Here is a 26,598-nt window from a genome sequence, read left to right as displayed (position 1 = left end):
TCTCCCTCCCCTTCATGGGGAGGGTGGCCGAGGCGTAGCCGAGGTCGGGTGGGGGCGCTTTGGCTGATCAAGCGCGGCGTCCGTGTCACCCGGCCCTCCCCACCCGGTCGCGCAGCCTGTCCTCGGGCTCGCCTGTGGCGAGACCCGGGGGCGACCACCCTCCCCATGAAGGGGAGGGAGAGGCGTCCCGTTATGGCGCAGACCGGAGCTCCGATATGCTGACCACCACTGATTCGCGCGGGCGAGGCGCCATGACCGTTTCCAAGACCAGAGCGGCGGCGACGCGCCGTCCGACCTTTGATCCCCTGCTGGTGGTGATGGCCCTGGGCTTCGCCCTGGCGGTCGCGGCCATGGTCTATCCGGCGTTCCGCGCCAACGCCTTCACGGCGCCGGGGCTGATCCTGATCTTCGCGGCGGGGGCCACGGCCCTGATCTGGCTGTTCGCCTTTGGTCGGGCCGAGATGCGCCGCGCCCACGGCGACACGGCGGTCGAGATGCTGGACGCCATGGCCGAGCCCGCCGCCCTGGTCTGGCCGTCCGGTCAGGTGCTGGCCTACAACGGCGCCTGGGCCGAGGAGAACGGCGCCGTCACGGCCCTGCCGCGCGGCAAGTCGGCGCAAGCCCTCTACATGGCCTTCGCCCAGGCCCGCGAGGGTCATCAGGGCCGCGCCATCGTCCAGATCGGCGCCCGCGAGATCGAGGTCCTGATCGGTCAGGCGGGGCAGGGGCGTTTCCTGGTCCGCGCCGCGCCCGACGCCGTCCTGCCGGTGCCGCAGGCCGCCCCCGCCGCCGCACCCGCCAAGGTCAGCGGCGAGGCCCGCGCCATGGCCGCCGGCGCCCCCTTCGGTTCGACCGTCATCGCCGGCGACGACCTGTTCGCGGGCAAGGCCGAGGATTCCAACGCCGCCCTGGCCGTCCTGACCGGCCCCGCCGCCTCGGGCGACGCCGCCTTCGGCCACCTGTTCGATCTGGCGGGTGTGACCGAGGCCAAGGCCAAGCTGGCCGCCGGGTCTTCGGGCCCGATCGAGCTGGTGGCCCGCGCCTATCCCGACCGCCACCTGCACCTCTATGTCGCGCCCGAGGGCGACAAGCGCCGCGTCTGGCTGTTCGACGTCTCGTCGCAGAAGTCGATGGAGCTGCAGCTGTCGCAGGCCCAGAAGATGCAGGCCGTGGGCCAGCTGGCCGGCGGCGTGGCGCACGATTTCAACAACCTGCTGACCGCCATCCAGATGCAGCTATCCGAACTGCTGGAGCGTCACCCGGTCGGCGACCCCTCCTATGACGGCCTGAACCAGATACGCCAGACCGGCATCCGCGCCGCCGATCTGGTGCGCAAGCTGCTGGCCTTCTCGCGCAAGTCGACGGTGCGGCGCGAGCGTCTGGACCTGGGCGAACTGGTCGGCGAGTTCGCCGTCCTGCTGCGCCGCCTGCTGCGCGAGGACGTGCGTCTGGAGACCGACTACGGCCGCGACATGCCGCTGGTCCTGGCCGACAAGAGCCAGTTGGAAACGGCCGTCATGAACCTGGCGGTCAACGCCCGCGACGCCATGCGCGGCGTGGTCGAGCCGGGCGGGGGCGTGGTCACCATCAAGACCCGCCGCCTGACCGAGGGCCAGGCCCGCGACATGGGCTGGCGCGAGGCCAAGGGCGAGATCGCCCTGATCGAGGTGTCGGACACCGGCCCCGGCGTGCCGCCTGAACTGCTGGACAAGATCTTCGAGCCCTTCTTCACCACCAAGGCGGTCAACGAGGGCACCGGCATGGGCCTGGCCACCGTCTACGGCATCGTCCAGCAGGCGGGCGGCCACATCAGCGTCTCGAACATCGACGACGCCGGGGCCGCCTTCCGCATCTTCCTGCCCGCCGCCTCGGCCGAGGAACTGGTCGCCGCCCCGGTGGTCGAAAAGGCGGTCAAGGCCGCGCCGCGCGACCTGTCGGGCGCGGGCCGCATCCTGTTCGTCGAGGACGAGGCCGCCGTGCGCGGCATCGCCGCCCGCCTGCTGCGCCAGCGCGGCTATGAGGTGATCGAGGCCGCCGACGGCGAGGAGGCCCTGATCCTGGCCGAGGAATGGGCCGGTCAGATCGACATGATGATCTCCGACGTCATCATGCCGGGGCTGGACGGTCCGTCCCTGCTGAGGAAGGCGCGGCCCTTCCTCGGCGACGCCCCTGTCATGTTCATCTCGGGTTATGCCGAGAGCGACTTCTCGGACCTGCTGCAGGACGAGACGGGCGTCTCCTTCCTGCCCAAGCCGCTCGACATCAAGACCCTGGCCGAGCGCGTGAAACAGGAACTCCACGCGGGCTGATCTTCTTTTCCTTCCCATTCCATGGGGAGGGGGACCGCGTAGCGGTGGAGGGGGCGAGACGTCTGTAGGTGAGACGCTGATCGGAAACGACGGCGCCACCCCCTCCGTCACGGCGTCAGAGGGCTGGTCTCCAAGCCCTCTGACGGCTCCGTTTCTTCAGGTTGCGCTGCGGCGCTGCTGGATGACGACCATGGCCCCGCCTGCGAGCATGAGGGCGAGCAGGATCATGGCCCATTCCGACAGGGTCGGGACCGTGGCCGGTGCGGGGGGCGGCGCTGGCGCAAACGCGATGCTCGAGGGGCCTACCCCCACGGCGATGGGCGATCCGACGACGGCGCGCGTGGCCGTGTCGATCACCGAGACGGTGTTGGCGCCGGTGTTGGCGACATAGGCGTATGCGCCATCGGGCGAGATCGCGATGCTGTTGGGGATTCCCCCCACAGCGATAGGTGATCCGACGACGGCGCGCGTGGCGGTGTCGATCACCGAGACGTTGTCAGAGCCGGCGTTGACGACATAGGCGTATGCGCCATCGGGCGAGACCGCGATGCTGTTGGGGATCCCTCCCACAGTGATAGGTGATCCCACGACGCTGTGCGTGGCGGTGTCGATCACCGAGACTGTGTCGGAGTTGGCGTTGGCGACATAGGCGTAGGCGCCGTTGGGCGATACCGCGATGCTCACGGGGCTTGAGCCCACAGCGATGGGGGATCCGACGAAGGCGCGCGTGGCGGTGTCGATCACCGAGACGGTGCCGGAGTTGGCGTTGGCGACATAGGCGTGCTGCGCGGAAGCGGCGCCGGCGATGGCCCCGATGCCGATCGTCAGGCCAAGGGCCAACGCCAAGTGTAGCCGACGATGCAGCGGATGTCTTGAAACGTGGACGGTCATGGTGGAACAGACTGGCTATGTAATTGGCGTCAGATCGCTGGGCCGTGGGGGCGGCCGAAAGCGATCTTACAGCAAAGCCTACTATCGGACTTTGCTGCCAATGTAACGCCGTTCAGACAGGCGGTTTGATGGACAGCCCCATCGATGACTGCGTCCCCACCCTCGGCGGACATTCGACGCAGCCGCTGTCGACTCTTCCCTTCCTCCAAGCGCGGCGGGAGCAGGCCAAACGCCTCGCGACTGGAAGTCTGACTAGGCGTCGCCGCCCGTCCGGGTGCGTTCCACCGTCGTGGTGCGCTCACCGTTCGGCCCGGTGGTCGTGGTGGTGGTTGTCGTGGTGGTCCGCTCCCACACAGTGCAGTCGATCGAGGAGCCGCCGCCCGGCTGTTGGGTGGTCCTGCATCGTTCGCTGGCGGCGGTTTCTGCTGCGCGCATGGATTCCGAAGGGCCGGTCGCGCAGGCGGATAGCGCCAGCCCGGTCGCAAGGACGGTGCAGAATCGCAGCATGGTGACGACCTTCCCAACTCCAGTCTGAGCCAGTCTGCTAGACCTGGCGCGGCCGACAAGTATCGGCAGGTCGGTCTCGTCTTTTCCTCCCCATTCCATGGGGAGGGGGACCACGAAGTGGTGGAGGGGGCGACGCGCCGGCTGCCGATGGGATGCGCAGATTGGACAGCGCGGCGCCGCCCCCTCCGTCTCGGCCGCTGTCGCGTCCGATCCACCTCCCCATGAAATGGGAAGGAAAAGAAGTCTCACGCCCTCACGTCGAAATGGCGCGGTTCCCCGTCGCGGCGCTCCCGGGCGGCGTCGTAGAGGGTGTCGGCCAGATCCAGCATGTGGTGCCGGCGCAGGCGCGGGATGATCTCCAGCAGTTGCAGCCGCAAGGTCTCGACCTCCACGTCGCTCAGCGGCGCCGTTCGGCGGGCGGATCGGGCAGGCACGGCGATCCTCCATCAGAGCGCCTCGGGGAGGTGAGGCGACTTCTGAAAACGGTTGTTTCCTCGTTCCGGTTCCAGATCGGGCCACATTCAGTGAAAAACTGAACAAACTCCGCCGTAAAGGCTTGGGTCTTTCGTGCGCGGCCCTAGATAGGGGCCAGACGAATCATAACTCCCGGAGAGGAAGTTCCCATGGCCTTCACCCTGCCCCCGCTGCCCTACGCCCACGACGGCCTGGAGCCCGCAATCGACAAGGAGACGATGAGCTTCCACTACGACAAGCACCACCAGACCTATGTCGACAACCTGAACAAGGCCGTGGCCGCCGCGGGCGTCGAAGGCCAGTCGTTCGACGAACTGTTCGCCAAGATGTCGACCCTGCCGGTCGCGGTGCGCAACAACGCCGGCGGCGTGTGGAACCACACCTTCTTCTGGGAAGGCCTGGCCCCCGTCGGCACGGGCGGCGCGCCCTCGGCTGAACTGGCCGCCGCCATCGACGCCGACCTGGGCGGCATGGACGCCTTCAAGGAGGCCTTCAACGCGGCGGGCCTGGGCCGCTTCGGTTCGGGCTGGGCCTGGCTGATCGTGCAGGACGGCAAGCTGAAGATCATCTCGACGCCGAACCAGGACAACTCCCTGATGGACTTCGCCGAGGAGAAGGGCGCGCCCCTGCTCGTCGCCGACGTCTGGGAGCACGCCTACTACCTGAAGTACCAGAACCGCCGCGCCGAGTTCCTGGCCGCCTTCTGGTCCATCGTGAACTGGAACAAGGTCAACGAGCTGTTCGCGGCCGCCAAGGGCTGAAACGCCCGTCTGGCTTGACTCTGGAGGGGCGGGCCTTCATAAGCCCGCCCTTCTCGCATCGGGTTTCGGCCCGAGGCGCGAACTGACTACGGACGATGCGTGGACCGCCGTTGAGATCGCCGCTCCAATCGGGGAGGGGCCGGGCCGCATCAGCATGAAGAGTGACCTATGTCCAAGCGCCATAGCGCCAAGTACAAAATCGACCGCGCCATGGGTGAAAACCTGTGGGGCCGCGCCAAGTCGCCGGTCAACAAGCGTTCGTACGGCCCGGGCCAGCACGGCCAGCGTCGTAAGTCGAAGGTTTCGGACTTCGGCCTGCAGCTGAAGGCCAAGCAGAAGCTCAAGGGCTACTACGGCAACATCACCGAGAAGCAATTCTCGGCCATCTACGCCGAAGCCGGCCGCCGCAAGGGCAACACCTCGGAAAACCTGATCGGTCTGCTGGAATCGCGCCTGGACGCCATCGTCTACCGCGCCAAGTTCGTCCCGACCGTCTGGGCCGCTCGCCAGTTCGTCAGCCACGGCCACGTGACCGTCGACGGCAAGAAGGTCGACATCGGTTCGTACCGCGTCAAGCCGGGCCAGGTCATCGAGGTCAAGGAAAAGTCGCGCAACATGGCTCTGGTGCTCGAAGCCCAGCAGTCGTCGGAACGCGACATCCCCGACTACCTGGAACAGGGTGATCGCGGCTTCTCGATCCGTTACGTCCGCGTTCCCGAGCTGTCGGACGTGCCGTACCCGGTCAAGATGGAACCGAACCTGGTCGTCGAATACTACTCGTCCTGATTTCAGGCGATCGACGATAGAGTTGATGGAAGCCCCGGTGCAAACCGGGGCTTCTTTCTTATTCAGCATCTGCTGTTCCCTTGGGGAAGGAAGCAGCGCATTCTGACCGGGTGGACTGGCTTCGCCCCGGAAGGCCGAGATGAGACGCACCGCCGCCCTTTACGCCGCCGCCGCCGCCCTGGTCGGAGGCTGCGCCACGACTGACGCGCCGAACGTGTCCACCGCGGGCATGCCGGGACAGCTGGAACCGATCCACGCGGCCGCCTTCACCCGCGACCTGGCGGTCTTCTGGGTCAGTTCAAACGGCTGCACCAGCAAGGCGGACGTCAAGCCCTTCATCACCCGCCTGCGCGACAGCGCGGTCATCACCCTGCGGCGGGTGGACGAAGATCGTTGTGCTGAACCCCGGGCCGACGGGGTGCAGGTGCAGTGGACCTTTGAGGAGCTTGGGCTTGAGCCGGGCGCTCAGGTTACTGTCAATAACCCCTATATGATGCCTCAAATTGTAAAGTCGAACGACAATTTGTAAAGTCTATCGTGGTTCGCTTATCTTGAATATATCAAGTTAACCATGTCAGACGACCGCGGCTTAAGAAATGGACGGGTAGGGACGTAATCCCCCTGTCGCATTTTCCGTTCGGTTTTCATGCGTATCGTCGACTGCCTGACCAATGCCCATAACCTGGCGCTGGTCGCCCTGGCCGCCCTGATCTGCGTCCTGGGCAGCTGGATTACCGTAAGCCTGCTGAAGCGGGTTCGCAGCACGCGAACCGGAACGCGCGCCGCCTGGGTCTTCCTGGGCTCGGTCGCCGGCGGGGCGACGGTCTGGTGCACCCACTTCGTCGCCATGATCGCCTATGAGCCGGGGGTGCAGGTCACCTACGAACCCGGATTGACGGGCCTGTCCCTGTTTGTCGCTATCGCGGGCAGCGGGGTGGCGTTGATGACGGGGGCGCAACGGTTCAACGGCTCCGCCCTGGTCGGGGGCGCGCTGTTCGGCATGACTGTGGCCGGGATGCATTTCATCGGCATGGCGGCCTTTGCGGTCGACGCCGTGATTCATTGGTCCAGCGTCTATGTGGCGGTGGCCGTCGCCGGCTCGGTCCTGTTTGGGGCAGCCGCCTTCAAGGCCGAGAAGCTGTCCACCACGGCGCGCGGCAGCGGGCTGGCGGTTCTGCTCATGGTTCTGGGCATCGTCGTCCTGCATTTCACGGCCATGTCGGCCATGACCATCCTGCCCTTCGCCCCGCAGGACGGCGTCCTGACCGGCGATGACGCGCATCAGGCCATCGCCATCGGCGTGGCGGGCGTGGGCCTGCTGGTCCTGGGCGCCGGCGCCGCCAGCTATGTTCTGGACACCCAGTCGCGCAGCCAGGCCGAAGTCCGCCTGCAACACCTGATCGAGGGCGGGGTGGACGGCATGGCGGTTGAGCGTGACGGCGTCATCGTCGGCGTCAACAGCGCCCTGCTGAAGCTGATCGGCGTCGAGCGCCAGGCCCTGCTTGGCCAGACGCTGTCGCGTTGGGCCGAGGATGTGGCGCGTCTGAGCGACGGCGACATGGTGCAGTCGTCCCTGACCACCGAGGCGGGCGAGGTCCTGCCGATCGAACTGGCGGCCAAGCGCGACCACGGCAGCGAAGGCGAGGTCATGCTCTACGCGGTGCGCGACCTGCGCGCGCGTCAGGCCCAGGAACGCCGCATCGCCCACCTGGCGCGCAACGACAGCCTGACCGGCCTGCCCAACCGGGCCTCCTTTCTGGAACGCCTGACCCGTCAGACCGACACCATCAAGCCGGGCGAGACCCTGGCCCTGTTCGCCCTGGACCTGAACCGGTTCAAGGAGGTCAACGACCTCTATGGCCACGCCGTCGGCGACCAGCTGCTGTGCCGTATCTCGGACCACCTGCGCGAGGTCCTGCATGAGGGCGAGTTCATCGCCCGTCAGGGCGGCGACGAGTTCGTCGCCATGGCGCCGGTGTCGTCGCGCGCCGAGGCCGAGGCCGTGGCCCGTCGCCTGCGCGCCGCCGTCATCCGTCCGGTGACCATCGAACACGCCGACCTGTCGTGCGGCGCCAGCATCGGCGTCTCCCTGTGGCCCGAGGACGCCGACGACCTGTCGACCCTGATCAACAACGCCGACCTGGCCATGTATCGCGCCAAGGCTTCACTGACCCAGGATATCTGCTTCTACGAGGCGGACATGGATCAGGCGGTTCGTGCGCGCCGCCGGGTCACCCAGGCCCTGCGCGAGGCCATCGATAACCAGCGCTTCGAGCTGCACTATCAGGTCCAGGCCTCGGTCCAGACCGGCAAGGCGACGGGCTATGAGGTCCTGCTGCGCTGGAAGGACGAGGACGGCCGCTACATCTCGCCGGCCGACTTCATTCCGGTGGCGGAAGAGACCGGGCTGATCCTGCCGATCGGCGAATGGGTTCTGCGTCAGGCCTGCAGGCAGGCCGCCGCCTGGTCCGAACCGCACAAGATCGCGGTCAACCTGTCGCCGGTGCAACTGGGTCATGTGGACCTGCCGGGTCTGGTCGAGCAGGTTCTGAAGGAGACGGGCCTGGACGCCTCTCGCCTGGAGCTGGAGATCACCGAGACGGCCATGATCAGCGACATGGCGCGCACCACCCATGTCCTGCGTCAGCTGAAGGCCCTGGGCGTCACCATCGCCATGGACGACTTCGGCACCGGCTATTCCTCGCTGTCGACCCTGCGGGCCTTCCCCTTCGACAAGATCAAGCTGGACCGCTCCTTCATGACCGAGCTGGACGGCGACGAGCCGCAGTCCCAGGCCATCATCCGCGCCGTTTTGACCATCGGCGAGAGCCTGTCGATCCCGGTCCTGGCCGAGGGGGTGGAGACGGCGGAACAGCTGGCCTTCCTGCGCGCCCAGGGCTGCAACGAGGTCCAGGGCTATCTGCTGGGCCGCCCCCAGCCCGAAGCCGACGCCTTGACCAATGGCGCAGCTCAAGTTGCGACACCGTTGTCAGGTGAAGGTCAGGCCGCAGGGGCGCGCGCCGCCGCATAACCCGGCCAGTGTGTCGCGCCGGCCCGTTCGTACTGGACGGGGAGGTCCTCCGGCTGGCCCAGGGTCACGGCGGCGTGGTGTCCCCAGTTGGGATCGTCCAGCACGGCGCGGGCGACGGCGATCAGGTCGGCCTTGCCTTCCGCCAGCAGGGCCTCGGCCTGTTGCGGGGTGACGATCATGCCGACGGCCATGACGTTGGCCTCGGGGACCGCCGCCTTGACCGCCTCGGCGAAGGCGACCTGATAATTGGGCTGATCGCCGGGGATGCGGGCCGTGGCGACATTGCCGCCGCTGGTCAGGTGCAGATAGTCGTAGCCCATGGCGTGCAGCGCCGCGCCGAACACCTGCGCCTCCTCGACCGTGATGCCGCCCTCGGTCCAGTCCGAGCCGTTGAAGCGCACGCCGAGCGCCTTGGTCCGGGGCCAGGCGTCGCGCAGGGCCTGAGCCACGCGCAGGGGGAAGCGCATCCGGTTCTCCAGCGAGCCGCCGAACTCATCCGTCCGTTCGTTCGACAGGGGCGACAGGAACTGGGTCAGCAGATAGCCGTGGGCGGCGTGCAACTCGACCAGATCAAACCCGGCCCGGTCGGCGCGCTTGGCCGAGTCTACGAAGGCGGCGACCACCCGGTCCATGCCAGCAGCGTCCAGCGCGCTCGGCCTGTGCCAGTCGGCCTTGAAGGCCTGGGCTGAGGCGGAAAACGTCTCCCACGCCTTGTCCTCCGGCGCGGGGCCGCCCCGGTCGATCCACGGCGGATTGGTCGAGGCCTTGCGCCCGGCGTGGGCCAGCTGGACGCCGATGGGGGTGTCCGAATAGGTGCGGATGTCACGGATGATCCGGGCGAAGGCGGCTTCCTGCTCGTCGTTCCACAGGCCGGTGTCGGCCCACGAAATGCGGCCCGCCGCCTCGACGCCCGTGGCCTCGATCACCACCAGTCCGGCGCCCGACAGGGCCATGCGGCCGATGTGCTGAGCGTGCCAGGGCTGGGGCACGCCGTCCACGGCCGAGTACATGCACATGGGGGCGACGACGATGCGGTTCTTCAGCGTCAGCGGTCCGACGGCGCGCGGGGTGAACAGCAGGCTCATGCAATGATCTTTCGATGATGTCCCGGGGAGGCGGCCACAGTAGCTATGACTGTGGCGGTTCCGTTCAAGTCCCGCCTTTCCGATTATTCACGTGATCTGGAACGGCGACGCTGGCAGTTTCCGGCCAGCCAAGAAGGGGAATACCTATGCGCCGTATCGTCATCGCTCTCGCCGTCGCCGCCATCGCCGCGCCCATGCTGTCGGGCTGCATCATCATCGCCAGCGACAAGCCGACCACCCGCGTCATCCACTCGACGCCGGCCGAGGCCAACTGATGCGCCAGGCCAGCATCAGGGCAGCCGTCGCGGCCGTCGCCCTGTTGCCGCTGCTGGGCGGCTGCGTCATCTATTCGAACGAGGGCGGCGAGCGGAAGATCAACATCAACTCCGCCGACGCCGTCGCCGAGACCGAAGCCCTGGAAGCTGTCCGCAAGGTCGATTTCGACGGTCAGAAGCTGACCGTCGTGGTCGGCTCCAACGGCTGCACCGAGGCGTCCAGCTTCGAGGTCAAGATCAAGGACACGGATCCGGCCGAGCTCAGCCTGATCCGCCGCGCCCCTGACCTGTGCAAGGCCATCGTCCGCGAAGGCGTCGCCGTCAGCTGGACCTACGCCGAGCTGGGCCTGAACACCGGCCAGCACGTGCGCGTGCTGAACCCGGTCAGTCTGTAAGAAAGTCCTTCTACCCCTGAGGGAGAAGGTGGCAGGCGAAGCCTGACGGATGAGGGGTGTCAGCGCCTCGCATCCTGTGAAGGCTTCGCCGCCTGATTGTCAGATGGTCGGCCGTGGAGCCGACACCCCTCATCCGGCCCTGACGGGCCACCTTCTCCCTCAAGGGGGGAAGGGAATCAGGCCGCAAACGCTCCCAGCATCTCCGTCGGGATGCGGGCGGGGCGCAGGGTGGCGGCGTCGACCAGGCACCATTCCGACACGCCTTGCGCGCACAGGCGGCCTTCGCCGTCCTCGATGCGGACATAGCGGTTGAAGCGCGGTCCCTGCGGGTCGCCGACCCAGGTGCGGGCGATGACGCCGACAGCGCCGGGCGCGATGGCGCGCAGGTAGTCGATCTCGTGTCTCAGGGCGACCCAGGACCACTTCGCCCGCGTCGCTTCGTCGAAGCGCGCGTTCCAGTGGGCCGTCCCGACGTCCTGCAGCCAGCCGACATAGACGACGTTGTTGACGTGGTTGTTCTCGTCGATGTGCTCCGGCCGCACGTCCAGAGGGACGACGAAGACCTCGCGGTCTTCACGCGGGGTCAGTTGCGGCCGGGCCATCCGGCTTTAAGCCTCGCCGAGGGCGACGCCCTTCTCGACCATCAGGGCCTGCAGTTCGCCGGCCTGGAACATCTCGCGCACGATGTCCGAACCGCCGACGAACTCGCCCTTGACGTAGAGCTGGGGGATTGTCGGCCAGTCGGTGAAGCTCTTGATGCCGTCGCGCAGGGCTTCGTCCTGAAGCACGTCGACGCCGACGAAGGCCGCGCCCACGTGGTCGAGGATCTGAACCGCCAGCGAGGAGAAGCCGCAGCGCGGCGAATCCGGCGTGCCCTTCATGAACAGGACCACGTCATGCTCGGCCACGGTCTGGGCGATGAAGGCGTGGACGGGGTCGGCGGCGGCGTCTGCAGTCATTTGATCGGTCACGGTAAGGGGCCTTTCAGCGAAGCCCGTCAGCTAGGCGCCCAATGGGGCCGGGTCAAGGCCGCTGCGGCGTAAGAACTCAGGCGGTTTCCGGCGCCCGGGCCAGGCGTTCGGCGCGCTGGGCCAGGGCGGGCGCGCCGTATTCGCGGGCCGTGGCGGCGGCCTCGGTCAGGACCAGCCCCAGTTCTCGTGGAGGCTGGCCGGTCCAGCGCGCGCGGGCCAGGGCGATCCGCGCCATGCCGATCTGGTCCGAGGCCCAGTCCAGCGGCGTGGCCAGCACCGAGGGGCGGGTCAGGCGGCGACGCAGGCCGCTTTCGATCTCCAGCAGGGCCGAAAGGTCGCCGACCGACCCGGCGCGCGACGCTTCCTGAGCCACGCGGCGTTCATGGGCCAGGGCGCCCAGCACCAGCCCGCCGCCCTCGGTCAGGGCTTCGGCCTGGACCAGAACCAGCAGGGGCAGGGTCTCGCGTTCGGCGCGCAGCACCTGGATGGCGGCCCAGTCCAGCGGGCTGTGGTCGGGGGTGAACTGGTCGGCGGCGGCGTCGAACAACGCCTGGGCCTGATCGCGGGCCAGAACGTCGTCGGCGATGGCCGCGAGCGCCGCCATGCCCGCCGCGCACAGGGCCAGGGCGCGGGCGCGGCTGAGCGGGCGCTGCTCCGGCGTGGCGGACTCGACCAGAACCCGCAGGTCAGCGCCGGCCTGATCCAGCATCCGTGGGTCGCGCGCGGCCAGCCCGGCCTCCAGCATCAGGGCGGCGCGGTCCAGCCGCAACTCGTCCTCCAGCGGGCGTTGCTGGCCCTTCAATCCGTGCAGAGCGCCGTCCAACAGGGCGGCGGCGTCCTGAAGGGCGACGGTCTCGCCTGCGATCGACGCCTGACGCGCCCGCAGCCGGGCGTGCAGGGCGGCGACGGCCGACGCCGTGTCGCTGCGTCGAGCCGCAGGCAGGGCGACCAGCAGAGCCAGGACGGCGTCCAGACGCGCGGGCTCGCCGCACAGGTCGAAGGCCAGCATCCCGGTTTGGGCCAGTTCCAGCGCGGCGCGGATGGTCTCGTCGTCGTTGCGGGAATGGCGGGCGGCGTCGCGAGCGGCGGCTTCGGCCTTGTCCAAACTGGACGCGGCGCCGCAGCGGCGCGCGTGCTCGCGCCATAGGGCCGAGGCGCGCAGCGCCGCCTCGTGGGGCCGCGCGCAGGAGACGCGGCCGGCGTCGACCGACTGCTGTCGGGCCTCGACCTCGACCAGGCCGACGCCGATCAGCTCCAGCCAGCCGAGATCGTCGCTGTCGCGCGCCTTCTCGAACAGCCGTCGCAGATCTCTGCCGAATTCGAACATCGCTGGCCTTCATCGTCCCGCTTCGGGATCGCGAGGGCGATCCTGCAGACGCACAAGCAAACGCAGCGCCGCCGGAAGGGTTCGGCTTCACTATATTGGGGACACTGAGGCGACGCGCCTCAAGCCTTTCCCGCCGGCAGGGGCGGTCCTACCCCAGGCGCGGGGTCTTCTGACGGCAGCGCGCCAGGACGGCGCGGGCCTCGGCCTCGCCGGCGGACAGGCGCTTCACCGAATCGACGCGGGCGCGCGTCTGGTCGTTTTCGGCGGCGTTCGGATGGCGTCCGGCGGCGGTGGCCGCCTGCATGGCCGCCAGCGACCAGTAGAGGGCGGCGTCGTAAAGGCTGCGGCCATAGCGGCTCTCGCCGCCTTCCAATTCAGACGCCGCCTGGGTCAACCCGGCGCACCGCACCGCCTCGTCATAGGAGACGAGCCGGGTCGTCTGGACCGGATTTTGGGCCAGACTCTGGGGCGGACCCAGAACCGCAAGGGCGGCGGTGACGACAGCGATGAACATCAAGGACTCCACGACGCCCCGACGAGGTGAACCCGGCGCCGCATGCTCCGTAGAGAACCACGGTCATGTGTCGGATGAAAGACGCGTTCAGCCAAACTTCAGGTTGCGCTCAGTTCGGCGGCGGGGCGGACGGCGTGGCGCGGCCCTGTTCGACCAGCCAGCGGACGAATGCGCGCCGGGCTCGCGACGGCTCGCCGGCGCCGGGGATGGCCGCAACCGCCCCGCTGTCGGCCTGAAATCCGAAGGGGGCCAGCAGCCGCCCGTCTTCGACCGCCTCCGTCGCCAGCACCCAGGGCAGGACCGCTGCGCCCCAGCCGGCCAGGGCCGCGTCCAGCGCGAAATGCAGATGGGCGACGGGGCGTTCGGAGGGGGCGGTCGAGCGATGGCCGCTGAGCTCGGCCCAGTCCTTCCAGCCGCTGAGGTGGGTCCGGGCCACAAGGCGCGGCGCGTGCAGCACCGCCGCGCGCGGGTCATCGCCCGTCAGAGCCCCGACCAGAGAAGGCGCGATGACCGGACCGACGGCGTTGGGGATGATCCGCTCGGCGTGCAACGTCTCGATCCGGTCGGGGTCCAGCAGGCGCAGCACCACGTCGGCCCCGCGTCGGCTGACCGCATGAGGCGCCAGTTCGACCAGATGCACCCGGATCTCGGGGTGGCGCCGTCCGAAGTCGGCCAGGCGCGGGATCAGCCACTTGACCGACAGGCTGGCGTTGACGGCGACGTGCAGGTCCTGACCCTCGCTGCGGGCGCGCGCCACGGCGGCGGCCAGCCCGTCGAAGGCGGCGGTCAGGCCGGGCAGCAGGTCGCGGCCCGCCCGCGTCAGCGTCAGGGCGTGGCGCGGCCCCTCGAACAGCCGCACTCCCATCTGGGCCTCCAACGCCTTGACCTGACGGCTGACGGCGCTGTGGGTCACGTTCAGTTCAGCCGCCGCCAGGGTGGCGCTGCCGGTTCGCGCCATGGCCTCGAAGGCCCGCAGCGCGTTCAGCGAGGGCAGGGCGGCGCCGGGTGTGAGGTTTTCGAACATGCCTCTTCCGATAGGTCGCTTTCGCGCGGACGGCAATGCGGGGATCAGAGCGGCCCATGTCGTCCCCTGCTTCTCGCCTGATCGTTCCCGTCCTCGGCTTCGGCCTGATCGTCGCCTTCGCCTCCAGCTACTACCTGCTGGGGGTGCTGGCCGAGCCGCTGGCGGCAGGGACGGGGACCACGCCGTCTCTGGTGTTCGCCGGGCTGTCGGGGGCCTTTCTGGTCTCGGCGGCGCTCAGTCCCTTCGGCGGGCGCTGGGTCGACCGGCGCGGCGGGCGCGAGGTGCTGACCGTCGCCTCGGTGGTCTTTGCGTCGGGGCTGGCGGGGCTGGGCCTGTCGCAGGGCCCTGTCAGCGTGGTCGCGTCGATCCTGATGCTGGGGGTCGGCATGGGCGTCGGCTTCTATGGACCCGCCTTCGCGGTTCTGGTCGCCATCCACGGCGAGGAGGCGAAAAAGCCGATCACGGCGGTGTCCCTGATCGGGGCCTTCGGCGGGGCCGTGGGCTGGCCCATGACCCTGGCAATGATCGAGACGGTCGGCTGGCGCGGGGCCTGTTTCGGCTGGGCGGGGCTGCACCTGCTGGTCTGCCTGCCGCTCTATCTGACCCTGCTGCCGGACGGGCGCGCCGGGCCGCGCCCTTCGGCGATCGGCGAGCCGGTGCGCTGGGACGGGCGGATGATCCGGCTGGCGGTCTTGTTCGCCGGGGCCTGGTGGATCGCCACGGCCATGAGCGCCCACCTGCCGCGTCTGCTGGGACGGCTGGGGCTGGACCCGGCCCAGGCGGCGGGCGCGGCCAGCCTGATGGCCGGGGCGGCGGTGGTCGTGCGGCTGCTGTCCTTTCTGATGTCGGGCAAGGGCTCGCCGGTCGCGGTCCTCAGGCTGGCCACCCTGCTGCACCCGCTGGGCGCAGCCACCGCCTTCTTCGGCGGCAAGTCGCTGGCCGGGGCGGTGGCTCTGGGACAGGGGGCGGGCAACGGCCTGCTGTCCGTGGCCTCGGGCGTCCTGCCGCTGCATCTGTTCGGCAAGGAGAACTACGCCACGCGTCAGGCCCTGATCCTGACCCCGGCCCGCTTCCTTCAGGCGGCGGCCCCGCTCAGCTACGGCATGGTGCTGGACCGCTCGGCCGGGTTGGCGCTGGCGGCCTCCAGCGCCGTCTGCGTCCTGATGTTCGCCATGACCTTCGGGCTGGAGCGGCGGGCCTAGATCACCGGCTCGGCGTCGACGCGCTTCACCGCCGAGCGCGGCGCGCGGCGGTCCAGCCTGTTCCACGCAGCAGCCAGCCCTTCGACGGCGCGGTCCAGATCGGCTTCGTGACGGCTGAAGGGCAGGCGCAGGAAGCGCTCATAGGCCCCGTTGATCCCGAACCGCACGCCCGGCGCTATGCGCACCCCGTGCTCCGGCGCGGCCACCGCCAGCCGCGTGCTGTCGGCCCGGGGCAGTTCGACCCAGAGCGACAGGCCGCCCTCGGGACGGCGCGTCCGCCAGTCGGGCAGGGCCTCGGCCAGGCGGGCGCGCAGATGGGCCTCCTGCCGCGCGATGGTCCGGCGTCGGGCGTCCAGCGGGGCGGGATCGCCGCTCAACAGAACGGCGGCGGCCAGCTGCTCCATGACCGGCACGCCGAGGTCCAGCGACGGGCGGCGGCGGATGACCACATCGATAACGTCGGCGTGGGCGCGCAGCCAGCCGACCCTGAGGCCGCCCCAGTAGGGCTTGCTGGTCGAGCCCAGCCGGACCACGTGCGGGCCGTGGTCTACGGGCGGCGGCGGCGGGCGGTCGAACCACAGCTCGCGCAGGGTGTCGTCCAGCACCAGAAGCGCGCCGACGCGGGACGCCGCCAGCGCGAGGGCCGCCTCGTCCGCAGCCGACAGGACGTGGCCAGTCGGGTTCTGGTGCGCCCCGATCAGATAGATCAGCCGGGGCCTGACGCGGGCGATGGCCGCCAGCATCCCGTCCAGGTCCCAGCCCTGCGGCGTCATGGCCACCGGCGTCAGGTCCAGCCCCGCCTGCACCAGGGCGTCCAGCGCGTGGGGATAGCCGGGATGCTCGACCACCACCCGGTCGCCGGGCCGGGTGGTCGCCCGCAGCAGGATGGCCAGAGCGCCCAGCGCCCCCGCCGTGACCACGATCTGATCGGGGGCGGTGGCCAGACCCTCGGCGGCGTAACGGTCGGCGACGACGCGGCGCAGGGCCTCGATCCCCACCGGCTCATAGCCCCGGCCCGGCAGGTGGGCGGGCAGGGCCTCCAGCGCCCGGGCGTAGGCGGCGTGGACCTGTTCGTCGGCGGGCATGGAGGCGGTGGCCATGTCGATGACGCCGGGCGTGTCGTCGCCCTGCATCGGCCCGTCCAGCCGCACGGGTCGCGAGGCGGCGCTGGCGGGCAGGGCGGTGACGCTGCCCGAGCCGGTGCGGCTGACGACGAAGCCCTCGGCCCGCAGCCGGTCCAGCGCCGCGCTGACGGTGATGCGGCTGACGCCGAGCGTCTCGGCCAGCCGCCGCTCGCCCGGCAGGCGCGCGTTCAGCGACAGCCGCCCGTCCAGGATCAGCAGCTTCAGCGCCTCGGACAGGCGGCGATAGGCGGGCTCGCCGTCCGGCCCGCGCCAGCCGTTCAGCTGACGCGACAAGGAGGCGGGACTGACGAGGAGGTCGCGCATAAGGCCATCGTCACGAAAGCGGCTCTATAAAACAAGGCCAATTATCGACTGTATGGCGCCCCATGTTCATGCGTCGTTTCATCCAGCTTCAGATCGGTCTTCTGCTCTACGGGGCGTCACTGGCCCTCATGGTCCGAGCCGATCTCGGCCTCAATCCATGGAGCGTCCTGCATCAGGGCCTGTCGGAGCGGACGGGGATCAGTCTCGGCATGATCGTCAACCTTGTCGGACTGCTGGTCCTGCTGGTCTGGATTCCGCTGCGCCAGAAGCCGGGCGTGGGCACCATCTGCAATGTCCTGCTGATCGGCACGGCGGCGGATGTGGCCCTGTGGGCCCTGCCGCCCATCGAGGGGATGGCGCTGCGGATCGCCTTCCTGGCCGCGGCCATCGTGCTGAACGGAGCAGCGACGGCGGCCTATATCGGCGCAGGCCTCGGCCCCGGTCCGCGCGACGGCCTGACCACGGGTCTGGTGCGCATCACCGGCTGGCGCATCGGCTGGGCGCGCACGACGATCGAGGTGGCGGTCCTGGCCATGGGCTGGCTGCTGGGCGGCGTGGCCGGGGTCGGCACCGTCCTCTACGCCCTGGCCAACGGGCCTCTAGTCCAGTGGTTCATGGCCCGCTTCGAGATCGCCCCGAAGCGGGAGACCGAGCTCGCGCCGTCAGTCTGAGGCGACTTCGTCCGTCTCGGCTCGGATCTGATCCAGCAGGGCGCGGGCGCGCTCCACATTCTCGCCGCCGTGAGGGTTGTTGGCCACCGGGGTCAGCATGGCCGCCGCCTCCTCGCGTCGCCCGACTTGAAGCAGGGCGTCGGCGGCCTGGGCGCGAGCGCTCATCACCTGGGGCGCATAGGCCACGGCGAGGCGCCAGGTCTGCAGGTCGTTGTCGTTGGGATAGGTGTCCGAGATCCGCCGGATGCGGGCCAGGGCCAGGTAGATGCGGTAGTCGGTCGGGTCGGCCTGCAGCGCCCGCGCCAGATAGGCTTGCGCCTCGACGTATCTCTGAGCCCGCATGTCGGGGGCGTCGTTCCCGGCCTTGATGCGGGCGCCGGCCAGCAGTTGCAGCGCTTCTGAATCTTCAGGCGCGACCACCAGCGCCTGTTCCAGAGCGGCCTCGCCGGCGGTGGCGTCGCCCCAGTTCAGTTCTGCCCGCCCCAGGGTGACCAGGGCCAGTCGGTCGGCAGGATGGCGAGCGGCGTCGGCGCGCACCTTTTGCAGCAGGGCCTGACCTTCGGCCTCGTCCTTGGGATAGCGGATGTTCAGGCTGTCCAGCAGCATCCGGTCGGCGCTGGCGGGCAGGGTCTGGAAGCGCATCGCCGAACCGGTTTCAGCCATGCGGATCTCCGCATAGTTCATGGTTCCGCGCAGATAGGCCTTCAGCGCGGCCTCCAGACTGTCGGGCGTGTGTCCCAGATGGGTCTGAAGCGCCTCGACCGGCGGCGTTCCTCGCGCCACGGCCGCCAGATAGGCGTCCAGCCCCCGTCGCCGCCCGGCGTCCATGAACATGTAATGGGTCAGCAGCCAGGACTGGGCGTAGAAGGCGCTGCGCGCGCGTCGGTTTTCAAGGTCGCGGGGGCGACTGGTCAGCAACTGCTCGACCGGAATCCAGTCGACTTCGTTCAACGTCCGAAGGCGGCCCGGATTGAAATAGCCGACCGTCACCTTGTCCGCGTTATCGACCGAGGCGGTCATGAAGAACTCGGCGAAGCCTTCGGTGAACCAGCCCGGATAGCCGCCGGGGAAGTTCTGGAACATGAAGTGGTGGGCGTATTCGTGGAACAGGATGTCGTCGCCGCTGCGCCGGTTCAGCACGGCATAGACGTCGGTCGCGCTGGCGGAATAGCCGGCGACCCCTTCGGCCAGGTTGGGGTTCACCTGCCGCAGCTCCTTGTTGGTATAGACCAGATAGACGGGCAGCTTTCTCGCCCCGTCCATCGGCGGCACGCTCAGTTGGCGGCGCAGCAGGGCGTCAAACCGTTCCAGCCGCTCGGCGTGGCGACGCAGGTCGCCCTCGGAGCCCTCGCCATGGACCAGGAAGTTGGCCGTCTCGGCGCGCCGCCACTCGGCCTGAACCGCTTGCGCCGAAAGCAGCAGGGCGGCGCCGCCCAGAAGCAGGCTGCGCCAGGCCGAGGCCGACCGGCGGCCGCGCGCGCCATCTCGCTGAATCATCATGTCGGCATCCCCCTGTTTCACAGATTACCGACCGCGCGTGACAATCGCAAAACGACGGTTGGCCGCAGGCTGAACGCCGCGTCCGAAGACCGCCAGACCTAGGCGTCGGGCCATGAAAGGAAGGCGAGCTCTTTCACGCACGAGGTCGTCATGCCTGCTCTCGCTGACAAGGTCGCCATCATCGCCGGAGCCAGTTCCGGCATCGGGGCCGCCGCCGCCCGCCTGTTTGCGCGGGAGGGGGCGGCGGTGGTCGTCACCGCCCGGCGCGAGGCCCAGCTTGCGGCCCTGGTCGCGGCCATCGAGGCCGAGGACGGGCGCGCCATCGCCGTGCCGGGCGACATCCGCGACGAGGCCCTGGCCGAGCGGCTGGTGAGCACGGCGATCGAGCGCTTCGGCGGGCTGGACGTGGCCCTGAACAATGCGGGCGCCATCGGCGCCAATGAGCCGACGCCCGAGATCGCGCTGGAGCGCTGGCGGGACACCCTGGACGTCAACCTGACGGCGGCTTTCCTCGGCGCCAAGCATCAGATTCCGGCGATGCTGGCGCGCGGCGGCGGCTCGCTGATCTTCACCTCGACCTTCGTCGGTCACGCCATCGGCATGCCCGGCATGGCGGCCTATGCGGCGGCCAAGGCGGGTCTGGTTGGCCTGTCGCGGGTCATCGCCGCCGAGTTCGGGGCGCGCGGGGTGCGCAGCAACTGCCTGCTGCCCGGCGGCACGGACACCGAGGCGGGGCGCGCGTTCGCCCACACGCCCGAGATCATCGCCTTTGTCGAAGGGATGCACGCCCTCAAGCGGATGGCGACGCCTGAAGAGATCGCCCGCGCCGCTCTGTTCCTGGCGTCCGACGCTTCCAGCTTCATGACGGGAACGGCCATGCTGGTCGACGGCGGGGTGTCGATCAGCAAGACCTGAGCCGCTTGACGGGGTTCCGGCGGAGGCGGAGGCTGGGTTCTCCACCGTGAAGCAGGAGGCTGACGTGAAGCGTATTCTCGTAACGAGTGCGGCTGTGATCGGGATTCTGGCCCTCGCGGCTTGTGGCCAGGGCGATCAGGGCAAGGCGACGGCGCCGATCGAGGCGACCCCGGCGCAGACCGCCGAGGCTCCGCCGGTCCCCTCCGCGCCGGTTCAGGCTGGGTCTGGCGACGCCCTGGTGCCGGGGACGGAGTTCAACGCGGTCAGCACGGTGCCGTGCGCCCTCGCGGCGGCCCAGCCGATGAGCCAGTGCGAGGCCGGTGTGATCCGCAACGCCGACGGGACGGCGGTGGTCAGGGTCAAGTGGCCCGATGGTCGCTCGCGCAACCTCTTCTTCGACCGGACAGGCGCGGTGGGCGCCGACGTCAGCCAGGCCGACGGCCCTGACGCACAGGGCTTCAAGGTCGAGAAGGTTGAGGACCTCTACAAGATCGCGCTCGGCACAAAGGAGCGCTACGAGGTGCCTGAGGCCCTGATCGTCGGCGGCTGACGCGAGCCGTCAGCCGCGTTCCTTGGTCTTGGTCAGGCTGATCTTGGGGAAGCGTTCGGCGACATAGCCCGTCTCCCACGACGACTTGGCCAGGAAGACCGGGTTCTGGTCGATGTCGACGGCCATCTGCGGGCGGTACTTGCTGGCGAAGTCTTCCAGATCGGCCTTGGTCCCGTCCGCCGCGGGGGCGATCCAGCGAGCCTCGGCGTAGGGGCTGGGCTCGAAGACGACGTCGAGGTTGTATTCCTCGCCCAGTCGGTCGGCCATGACCTCGAACTGCAGCTGGCCGACGGCGCCGACGATGAAGTCCGAGCCCAGTTCGGGGCGGAACAGCTGGGTCACGCCTTCCTCAGCCAGGCCTTCCAGCGCCTTCTTCAGGTGCTTGGCCTTCAACGGGTCCTTGACGCGGACGCGCTGCAGGATTTCCGGGGCGAAGTTGGGCAGGCCCGCGAAGCGCACCAGACCGCTTTCCGACAGGCTGTCGCCGACGCGCAGGACCCCGTGGTTGGGAATGCCGATCACGTCGCCGGCGAAGGCGTCCTCGGCCAGTTCACGGTCCGAGGCGAAGAACATGATGGGGGCGTTGACGCTGAGCGACTTGCCCGTGTTCTGCACCTTCAGCTTCATGCCGCGCTTGAAGCTGCCCGAGGCCATGCGGAACATGGCGATGCGGTCGCGGTGGTTGGGGTCCATATTGGCCTGGACCTTGAAGACGAAGCCCGTCACCTCGTCGCGGCCCGGCTCGACGGTGATGTCTTCGGGCGTCGGGGCGTTGCGGGTTTCGGGCGGGGCCTCCTTGCGGGCCGACATGACCTTGGGCGCGGGGGCCCATTCGCCGATGGCCTTCAGCAGTTCCTCGATGCCGAAGTGGCGCAGGGCCGAGCCCCACAGCACGGGGGTCATGTGGCCTTCCAGGAAGGCCTGGCGGTCGAAGGGCTTGTAGCCGGCCTCGACCAGCTCCAGGGCGTCGGTCAGGTCGGCTTGTTCCGAACCTTCGAAATACTGCTCCGCCTCGCCCAGGGGCAGGGCGGCGGGGTGGGGGACGTCCTCCGTCGAGCCGGCGGGCTTCTTCGCATAGGGCTGGAAGCGGCCATCGCCGCCGACCTGGACCATGCCGCGCAGGCGGTTGCCGCTCTCGGCCGGCCACCAGATGGGCGAGGGGTCCAGTTGCAGCCGGTTGGCGATCTCGTCCAGCAGGGCCATCGGGTCCTGGGCTTCGCGGTCCAGCTTGTTGATGAAGGTGATGATCGGGATGTCGCGCAGGCGGCAGACCTCGAACAGCTTCAACGTCTGCGGCTCGATGCCCTTGGCGGCGTCCAGCACCATGATGGCGCAGTCGGCGGCGGTCAGGGTGCGATAGGTGTCTTCCGAGAAGTCTTCGTGGCCCGGCGTGTCCAGCAGGTTGAACATCTTGCCGTCGTGCTCGAACGTCATGACCGAGGCGGTGACCGAAATGCCCCGTTCCTTCTCGATCTTCATCCAGTCCGAGCGCGCGCGCCGGTTGTCGCCCCGCGCCTTGACCGCGCCAGCCGCGCGCACGGCGCCGCCCGCCAGCAGGATGTGCTCGGTCAGGGTCGTCTTGCCGGCGTCCGGGTGGGCGATGATGGCGAAGGTGCGACGACGCGCAGCTTCTTCGGGCAGGGTCAGTTTCGACATGGCGCGGGACCTACAGCGCGCAGCGCCGAAAGTCGATTGTCACGATGCCGTGAAAGACCCTTCGCGAAGCGGAGCTTTTAGGGGCATGCTCGTTTCTGTGAGACGCCGGTCCATGAGATCGACGCCGCAAGGGAAAGGAAACGACATGGCTCTGGTGCTTCCGGGCAAGGTCCCGCCCGCGCGCAGCGAACGGGAGGTTCACCCTGCAATCTGTCTTGTGGCGGGCTTCGCCCTGATCGCCCTGTTGGCGACCGGGGTGCATATCCTGTTCGGACTGCTCTAGCCCCTCCTCAGGTTCAATCCGCGGCGGGACGGTCTTGCGGCGGGGCTTCGCCCTCGGCTTCGCCCTTGCGCAGGATTTCAGCCTCTTCGGCGTCCGCCTCGGCCTCGGTCATGCCCTTGGCGCGCAGCAGCAAGGCACGGGCGCCCGCCGAGGGGCGGTGCGGGTCGTTGACCAGGGGCTCCAGCAGGGGCACGGCCTCGGCGTTGCGGTCGCGGATCATCAGCACCTGGGCCAGGTTGATCCGGGCCTCTCCGAGTTGCGGGGCCAGGGCGAAGGCCTGTTCCAGCACGGCGACGTCGTTGTCGTTGGGATAGCCTTCCCCGCCGTTCCGGTTTTCGGCGATCAGCAACAAGGTCGCGTAGTTGGCGTCGTCGGCGCGATAGGCGCGGGCGAGGAAGGCGCGGGCCTCGGCGTTCAGACGATCGCTGTCCTCCAGATTTTCGGCGTCGTCGGCGGCCTTCAAGCGGGCGCGGGCCAGGTATTGCAGCGCCTCGACATGGTTGGGGTCCAGCGTCAGCAGGCGCTGAAGCGGCGCCTCGGCGGCGGCGGGATCGCCGAAATGCAGTTCAGCGTGGCCGAGCGCCAGCAGGGCCAGGGGATCGTCAGGATGACGTGCGGCGGCGCGGCGCACCTCCTCGGCGGTGGCGGCCCGCTTGTCTTCCGACACGCCGATCTTGAGCCTCTGGTTCAGCAGCAGCAGGTCGTCGGCTGACCGCGGCAGGCGGGTCACGGTCAATGGCGTCGGGGGGTAGGCCACGGTGACAGCCTGATAGGGGATCCGTCCATTCATGTAGCGGCGCAGGGTGCGTTGCAGGTCGGTCGGGTTCAGCCCGGTGGCCCTTTCCATGGCCTCGACCGGATCGCCGCCCGCCCCGACGTCGCGCAGATAGGCGTCCAGCGCCTTCTGCCGGTCGGCGTCGCCGATGAACCAGTGGGTCAGGAGCCAGGCCAGGGGGTAATAGGTGTCGCGGTTGCGCGCGCGCTCGAGCGGACGTTTGGACAAGAGTTCGGCCATCGGCATCCACGACGCCGCCTGAAGCCAGTAGGCGCGGTTCTCATTGTACTTGCCGACCAGAATCCGCGACTTCTCGACCTCGACCGTGGCGTAGTATTCGGCGAAGCCTTCCACGAACCACCCCGGATAGGGGTAGGAGAAGTTCTGCATCATGAAGTGATGCGCGTATTCGTGCTTCAGCGTGTCGACGGTCTGATCGCGCAGGGCGATGCCGAAGATGTCCTCGTCGGTGGCCATGTAGAAACCCGCGACGTTTTCGGGCAGGTCGGGGCGCACCTGGGCCAGTCCACGCCGTGACGCGACCAGATAGATGGGCAGCTTGCGCGGCGGCGCCTCATTGACATCCAGCCCCATGCGCAGCCGCAGGAAACGGTCATAGGCCTCCAGTTCCTGCACGAAGTCGCGCAGCTTGCCCTCGCCGCCGTCGCTGTAGACGATGAAGCGCTCGCTCTCGGCCTTCAGCCAGTCGGCATGGACCGGCGCCGCCCCGGCCAGGGCATTGGCCAGGAGGGCGAAGGCCGCCAGTGCGCCGCTGCGACGTAAGCCTTGCAGTAAGGGATTGAAAAGCTTCACGACCGACACCCCGGAATAGCCATGGTCCAGGGATAGCGAACGTCGTTGTCTTGCGAAAGGGGCTGCGGCGTCAGGCCGCCAGGCGACCCCAGACGGCCTTGTCGGCGGCGACGGCGCTGAGGCGGCCGTGGGCGGCGCGGGCCTGAAGCTGACGCATGATCATTTCGGGCAGGGCGCAGAACCGCGGCTCGACCAGTTCGGGCGCGCAGCCGGCGTCAGGGGCGGCGAACAGGGCGGCGTTCACGCCCTCGGTCTTGTGCGCGATCAGCCAGGCCAGACGCCGGGCGCGGGCCGGATCGTTCCGGTGCAGCATGGGGTCCTCGGCGAACAGGTCGCAGCCCATCTCCAGCACATAGTCGAAGTCCAGCTTCTCGAAGCGTCGCACGTCATGGCTCGGGGCCGGGCAGGCCTCGTCCAGATCGAACACGACGTCGTTCAAGAGAAACAGCATGGGCCGTCCACCGCTACCCAGGCCCTTCTGGCCCGATGAGACAGGTTTACGGCCGTCTCGCTTGCGGTCCCGTTCACGAACGCGGTGAACGTGCGGTTAGGGATGATGAGCTGACGTCTCTCCCTCCCCTTCATGGGGAGGGTGGCTGACGCGCAGCGTCAGACGGGTGGGGGCGGCAAGGCAAATCAAGCGCCGCGCCCAGCATCGCCACGCCCTCCCCACCCGGTCGCTGCGCGACCACCCTCCCCGAACGGGGAGGGTGAGGCGTCAGCTCTCCTGCACCTTCTCCGTCAGGAAGTGCCGGCCCTGGCGGTCCTCGATCTCCACCACCCAGAGGTCGGGGTCATAGCGGCGCTGGCGTTCGATATAGGCGTCTAGCTCGCTCTCCGTGTCGCTGACGACGGGCTGGATCCACAGGGGCTCGCCGTCCTGGCCGGTGGCCTCGGTATAGAGCCGCGCCGAGCGATCAGCGGTGTTGTAGGCCTTGACGATTACGGCCCCGCCGCGCGCGTCGCCCTTCTTGACCACGGTGGCGTAGGCGCCCTCCAGTTCGGCGCGGCGGATCAGGGCGCCGGCCCAGACATCGGTGGAAAGAAGCAATTCGCTAACCCTGCTTGGACACGGGACCGGAACCATGCGGCCCTAAGGTCGGGGTCATGAGGATAGGCTTTTCCCCCCGATCCGCCAGCAGAATGCTGGCCGCGACGGCCCTGCTGGCCATGCTGGCGGCGCCGAGCGGCGCGGCGCGCGCGGCGGTGACCGACGCCTTCTATGATCGCGCCTTCATGCTGGCCGCGCATCAGAAGTGCGACCTGTTCGAACCCCAGTTGATCGCCGCCCTGGACGCCGCCGCCCTGCAGGCCCGCAACGCGGCGCTGCGGGCAGGGACGCCTGCGGCTGACCTGACGGCGGCGGCGGCGCGTGCCCGGTCCAAGGCCTCCCGCACCGCCTGCGACGACGGCGACCTGGGCCGGGTTCAGGCGCGGGTGCAGGCGGGCTTCGCCGGCTGGTCGCGCGCTGCCCGAATGAGCTTCCCCGGCGACCGCGCCGCCTGGCGCGGCGATCGCTATGAAAGCGAGGCGACCGGCTGGCGGCTGGTGCAGGACAGCACGACCGGCGGCTCGCCCGTTCGCTTCGGCCTGGCGGGTACGGGGCCCAAGGTCACCGTGCCGACCGCCGCCGTCTCCTTCGTCGGACGGCCTCGGCCCTATGCGGCGCGGCTGGTCATGCGCGACCGCGACAAGACCCCGCGCGTGTGGCTGACCGGAGGCGGTCTGCCGCCCGAGTCCGTGCGCCGTGTCTTTTTCGCCGGCTGGTCCCACGCCGCTGCGCCCGGCCTGCTGACCGAGGGCGCGCGCCAGGGCGAGGCCTGGATCTTTCCCGCCGAGGCCGCCGAGGCCCTGGCCCAGTTGGACCCGCGCGAGACCTTCGTGATCGAATTCCTGTTCCGCGACGACAGCGTGGCCGAGGCCCGCTTCGAGGCTGGCGACTTCGCCGCCGGCCGGGCCTTCCTGGCCATGGGCGGGATCTAGGCGCCAACCTCGGCTGTTTGGAACCGTCGCCGAAGGGGCGGAATTCTATCCCCGGGCTGACGTTTCAAAGGTCCCGTCAGTCCATGCCCGCCAGCCAGCGGGTAGGCCCCCGTCGCGCAAGCGGCGGGGGTTTGTCATCCGGCGAGCAGCCAGTCGTCGCTGCAGCGGTCCTGGGGCGCCATGAACTCCCCGCCCGACAGGGGCGCCAGGAGATGAATTTCCGCCACGGGCGTCTCCACGGCGACGACCGCCTGATCGAGATCAAGGGGGAGGTCGAAGCGCGCTTCGAACTGGATTTGCGACCGCGGCGCGAGAGCCACAAAATCATCTTCCGTCGGCATGGCCGGCAGGACCTCAAAGGGCTTGTCGGCCAGTGCCTCCGCTGAGGGGCTGGCCTCATAGCCCTGGAACCGAACCCCGCCCGACCAGAGGGGCGCGGTCAGGGTCACGTG

29 protein-coding genes are annotated in these 26,598 nt (G+C 69.1%); 13 read left to right on the top strand and 16 right to left on the bottom strand.

Annotated features, from left to right (window positions below; translation table 11 throughout):
• The first annotated feature begins 215 nt into the window (after positions 1–215).
• Positions 216–2,309 (top strand): cell cycle histidine kinase CckA, encoded by a 2,094-nt coding sequence (gene cckA / locus RTY13_RS08300; protein ID WP_312782581.1) that lies wholly within the window; start codon positions 216–218, stop codon positions 2,307–2,309.
• A gap of 156 nt (positions 2,310–2,465) precedes the next feature.
• Here cckA and RTY13_RS08295 read toward each other — a convergent pair whose 3' ends face one another.
• From RTY13_RS08295 to RTY13_RS08285, 3 genes are all read right to left on the bottom strand, one after another.
• Positions 2,466–3,155: an IPTL-CTERM sorting domain-containing protein gene (locus RTY13_RS08295; protein ID WP_312782580.1), complete on the bottom strand. Its 690-nt coding sequence runs from the start codon at positions 3,153–3,155 to the stop codon at positions 2,466–2,468.
• Between the two features lie 297 nt (positions 3,156–3,452).
• Positions 3,453–3,635: a hypothetical protein gene (locus RTY13_RS08290; RefSeq protein WP_312782579.1), complete on the bottom strand. Its 183-nt coding sequence runs from the start codon at positions 3,633–3,635 to the stop codon at positions 3,453–3,455.
• Between the two features lie 317 nt (positions 3,636–3,952).
• On the bottom strand, positions 3,953–4,141 hold the full coding sequence (locus RTY13_RS08285) for a hypothetical protein (protein ID WP_312782577.1): 189 nt from the start codon (positions 4,139–4,141) through the stop codon (positions 3,953–3,955).
• Positions 4,142–4,330: 189 nt separating this feature from the next.
• Between RTY13_RS08285 and RTY13_RS08280 the strand changes: the two genes are divergently transcribed.
• From RTY13_RS08280 to RTY13_RS08265, 4 genes are all read left to right on the top strand, one after another.
• Entirely contained in the window at positions 4,331–4,942 is a 612-nt protein-coding gene (locus RTY13_RS08280) for a superoxide dismutase (RefSeq protein ID WP_312782576.1), read from the top strand.
• A gap of 168 nt (positions 4,943–5,110) precedes the next feature.
• A complete protein-coding gene (gene rpsD / locus RTY13_RS08275; protein WP_207825770.1) occupies positions 5,111–5,728 on the top strand; it encodes a 30S ribosomal protein S4 in 618 nt (205 codons plus the stop codon).
• 139 nt (positions 5,729–5,867) lie between these two features.
• Complete coding sequence (locus tag RTY13_RS08270; RefSeq protein WP_312782574.1) at positions 5,868–6,257, top strand: hypothetical protein; 390 nt, start codon at positions 5,868–5,870, stop codon at positions 6,255–6,257.
• A gap of 117 nt (positions 6,258–6,374) precedes the next feature.
• Positions 6,375–8,759, top strand: a complete 2,385-nt coding sequence (locus RTY13_RS08265) for an EAL domain-containing protein (RefSeq protein WP_312782573.1) — start codon at positions 6,375–6,377, stop codon at positions 8,757–8,759.
• Here the strand turns inward: RTY13_RS08265 and RTY13_RS08260 are convergent.
• Entirely contained in the window at positions 8,729–9,844 is a 1,116-nt protein-coding gene (locus RTY13_RS08260) for an NADH:flavin oxidoreductase/NADH oxidase (protein ID WP_312782572.1), read from the bottom strand. The genes RTY13_RS08265 and RTY13_RS08260 overlap by 31 nt on opposite strands.
• 146 nt (positions 9,845–9,990) lie before the next feature.
• On the opposite strand from RTY13_RS08260, the gene RTY13_RS08255 reads away from it, so the two are divergent.
• Together RTY13_RS08255 and RTY13_RS08250 are read left to right on the top strand one after the other, a co-directional pair.
• On the top strand, positions 9,991–10,119 hold the full coding sequence (locus RTY13_RS08255) for a hypothetical protein (protein WP_312782571.1): 129 nt from the start codon (positions 9,991–9,993) through the stop codon (positions 10,117–10,119).
• Entirely contained in the window at positions 10,119–10,514 is a 396-nt protein-coding gene (locus RTY13_RS08250) for a hypothetical protein (protein ID WP_312782570.1), read from the top strand. The genes RTY13_RS08255 and RTY13_RS08250 overlap by 1 nt, the downstream gene beginning before the upstream one ends.
• A 176-nt stretch (positions 10,515–10,690) precedes the next feature.
• On the opposite strand, the gene RTY13_RS08245 is transcribed toward RTY13_RS08250, so the two are convergent.
• The 5 genes from RTY13_RS08245 to RTY13_RS08225 form a co-directional block, all read right to left on the bottom strand.
• On the bottom strand, positions 10,691–11,116 hold the full coding sequence (locus RTY13_RS08245) for a thioesterase family protein (RefSeq protein WP_312782569.1): 426 nt from the start codon (positions 11,114–11,116) through the stop codon (positions 10,691–10,693).
• Positions 11,117–11,122: 6 nt separating this feature from the next.
• Positions 11,123–11,473, bottom strand: a complete 351-nt coding sequence (gene grxD / locus RTY13_RS08240) for a Grx4 family monothiol glutaredoxin (protein ID WP_312783139.1) — start codon at positions 11,471–11,473, stop codon at positions 11,123–11,125.
• Positions 11,474–11,561: 88 nt separating this feature from the next.
• The gene (locus RTY13_RS08235) at positions 11,562–12,812 is read right to left on the bottom strand and encodes a hypothetical protein (RefSeq protein WP_312782567.1); all 1,251 of its coding nucleotides are present in this window, start codon (positions 12,810–12,812) and stop codon (positions 11,562–11,564) included.
• Between the two features lie 148 nt (positions 12,813–12,960).
• Positions 12,961–13,326, bottom strand: coding sequence for a hypothetical protein (locus RTY13_RS08230; RefSeq protein WP_312782566.1), 366 nt, complete (start codon positions 13,324–13,326; stop codon positions 12,961–12,963).
• A 109-nt stretch (positions 13,327–13,435) separates the two neighbouring features.
• The gene (locus RTY13_RS08225; RefSeq protein ID WP_312782564.1) at positions 13,436–14,350 is read right to left on the bottom strand and encodes a LysR substrate-binding domain-containing protein; all 915 of its coding nucleotides are present in this window, start codon (positions 14,348–14,350) and stop codon (positions 13,436–13,438) included.
• A 56-nt stretch (positions 14,351–14,406) separates the two neighbouring features.
• Here RTY13_RS08225 and RTY13_RS08220 point away from each other — a divergent pair, with 56 nt between their 5' ends.
• Positions 14,407–15,552 (top strand): MFS transporter, encoded by a 1,146-nt coding sequence (locus tag RTY13_RS08220; RefSeq protein WP_312782562.1) that lies wholly within the window; start codon positions 14,407–14,409, stop codon positions 15,550–15,552.
• On the opposite strand, the gene RTY13_RS08215 is transcribed toward RTY13_RS08220, so the two are convergent.
• Positions 15,549–17,000, bottom strand: a complete 1,452-nt coding sequence (locus RTY13_RS08215) for a PLP-dependent aminotransferase family protein (RefSeq protein ID WP_312782560.1) — start codon at positions 16,998–17,000, stop codon at positions 15,549–15,551. The genes RTY13_RS08220 and RTY13_RS08215 overlap by 4 nt on opposite strands.
• Positions 17,001–17,068: 68 nt before the next feature.
• Here RTY13_RS08215 and RTY13_RS08210 point away from each other — a divergent pair, with 68 nt between their 5' ends.
• Positions 17,069–17,671, top strand: a complete 603-nt coding sequence (locus tag RTY13_RS08210) for a hypothetical protein (RefSeq protein WP_312782558.1) — start codon at positions 17,069–17,071, stop codon at positions 17,669–17,671.
• Here the strand turns inward: RTY13_RS08210 and RTY13_RS08205 are convergent.
• Entirely contained in the window at positions 17,663–19,171 is a 1,509-nt protein-coding gene (locus tag RTY13_RS08205) for a DUF1570 domain-containing protein (protein ID WP_312782556.1), read from the bottom strand. The two genes, RTY13_RS08210 and RTY13_RS08205, sit on opposite strands and share 9 nt — an antisense overlap.
• 150 nt (positions 19,172–19,321) lie before the next feature.
• Here RTY13_RS08205 and RTY13_RS08200 point away from each other — a divergent pair, with 150 nt between their 5' ends.
• Together RTY13_RS08200 and RTY13_RS08195 are read left to right on the top strand one after the other, a co-directional pair.
• Positions 19,322–20,086, top strand: a complete 765-nt coding sequence (locus RTY13_RS08200; RefSeq protein ID WP_312782554.1) for an SDR family oxidoreductase — start codon at positions 19,322–19,324, stop codon at positions 20,084–20,086.
• A gap of 64 nt (positions 20,087–20,150) precedes the next feature.
• A complete protein-coding gene (locus tag RTY13_RS08195) occupies positions 20,151–20,636 on the top strand; it encodes a hypothetical protein (protein ID WP_312782552.1) in 486 nt (161 codons plus the stop codon).
• 9 nt (positions 20,637–20,645) lie between these two features.
• Here RTY13_RS08195 and RTY13_RS08190 read toward each other — a convergent pair whose 3' ends face one another.
• Complete coding sequence (locus RTY13_RS08190; protein WP_312782551.1) at positions 20,646–22,292, bottom strand: peptide chain release factor 3; 1,647 nt, start codon at positions 22,290–22,292, stop codon at positions 20,646–20,648.
• Positions 22,293–22,437: 145 nt separating this feature from the next.
• Between RTY13_RS08190 and RTY13_RS08185 the strand changes: the two genes are divergently transcribed.
• Positions 22,438–22,575: a hypothetical protein gene (locus RTY13_RS08185; RefSeq protein WP_312782550.1), complete on the top strand. Its 138-nt coding sequence runs from the start codon at positions 22,438–22,440 to the stop codon at positions 22,573–22,575.
• Between the two features lie 13 nt (positions 22,576–22,588).
• On the opposite strand, the gene RTY13_RS08180 is transcribed toward RTY13_RS08185, so the two are convergent.
• The 3 genes from RTY13_RS08180 to RTY13_RS08170 all read right to left on the bottom strand — a co-directional run bounded on the left by RTY13_RS08180 (position 22,589) and on the right by RTY13_RS08170 (position 25,214).
• Positions 22,589–24,163, bottom strand: coding sequence for a tetratricopeptide repeat protein (locus tag RTY13_RS08180; RefSeq protein WP_312782549.1), 1,575 nt, complete (start codon positions 24,161–24,163; stop codon positions 22,589–22,591).
• 70 nt (positions 24,164–24,233) lie between these two features.
• Complete coding sequence (locus RTY13_RS08175; protein WP_312782548.1) at positions 24,234–24,614, bottom strand: hypothetical protein; 381 nt, start codon at positions 24,612–24,614, stop codon at positions 24,234–24,236.
• A 267-nt stretch (positions 24,615–24,881) separates the two neighbouring features.
• Positions 24,882–25,214 carry a DUF1491 family protein gene (locus tag RTY13_RS08170; protein ID WP_312782547.1) on the bottom strand — a complete coding sequence of 111 codons (333 nt, stop codon included), beginning with the start codon at positions 25,212–25,214 and terminating at the stop codon, positions 24,882–24,884.
• Between the two features lie 92 nt (positions 25,215–25,306).
• On the opposite strand from RTY13_RS08170, the gene RTY13_RS08165 reads away from it, so the two are divergent.
• The gene (locus RTY13_RS08165; protein WP_312782546.1) at positions 25,307–26,146 is read left to right on the top strand and encodes a hypothetical protein; all 840 of its coding nucleotides are present in this window, start codon (positions 25,307–25,309) and stop codon (positions 26,144–26,146) included.
• Between the two features lie 134 nt (positions 26,147–26,280).
• On the opposite strand, the gene RTY13_RS08160 is transcribed toward RTY13_RS08165, so the two are convergent.
• Positions 26,281–26,598, bottom strand: a 318-nt coding sequence (locus tag RTY13_RS08160; RefSeq protein ID WP_312782545.1) for a hypothetical protein, incomplete at its 5' end; no start/stop codon positions are given.

The organism is Brevundimonas sp. (genome assembly GCF_032055285.1).
In the GTDB taxonomy this organism is placed as follows: domain Bacteria; phylum Pseudomonadota; class Alphaproteobacteria; order Caulobacterales; family Caulobacteraceae; genus Brevundimonas.
Note: the sequence above shows the minus strand (reverse complement) of the source record. Positions and strands in the feature narration are given on the sequence as shown.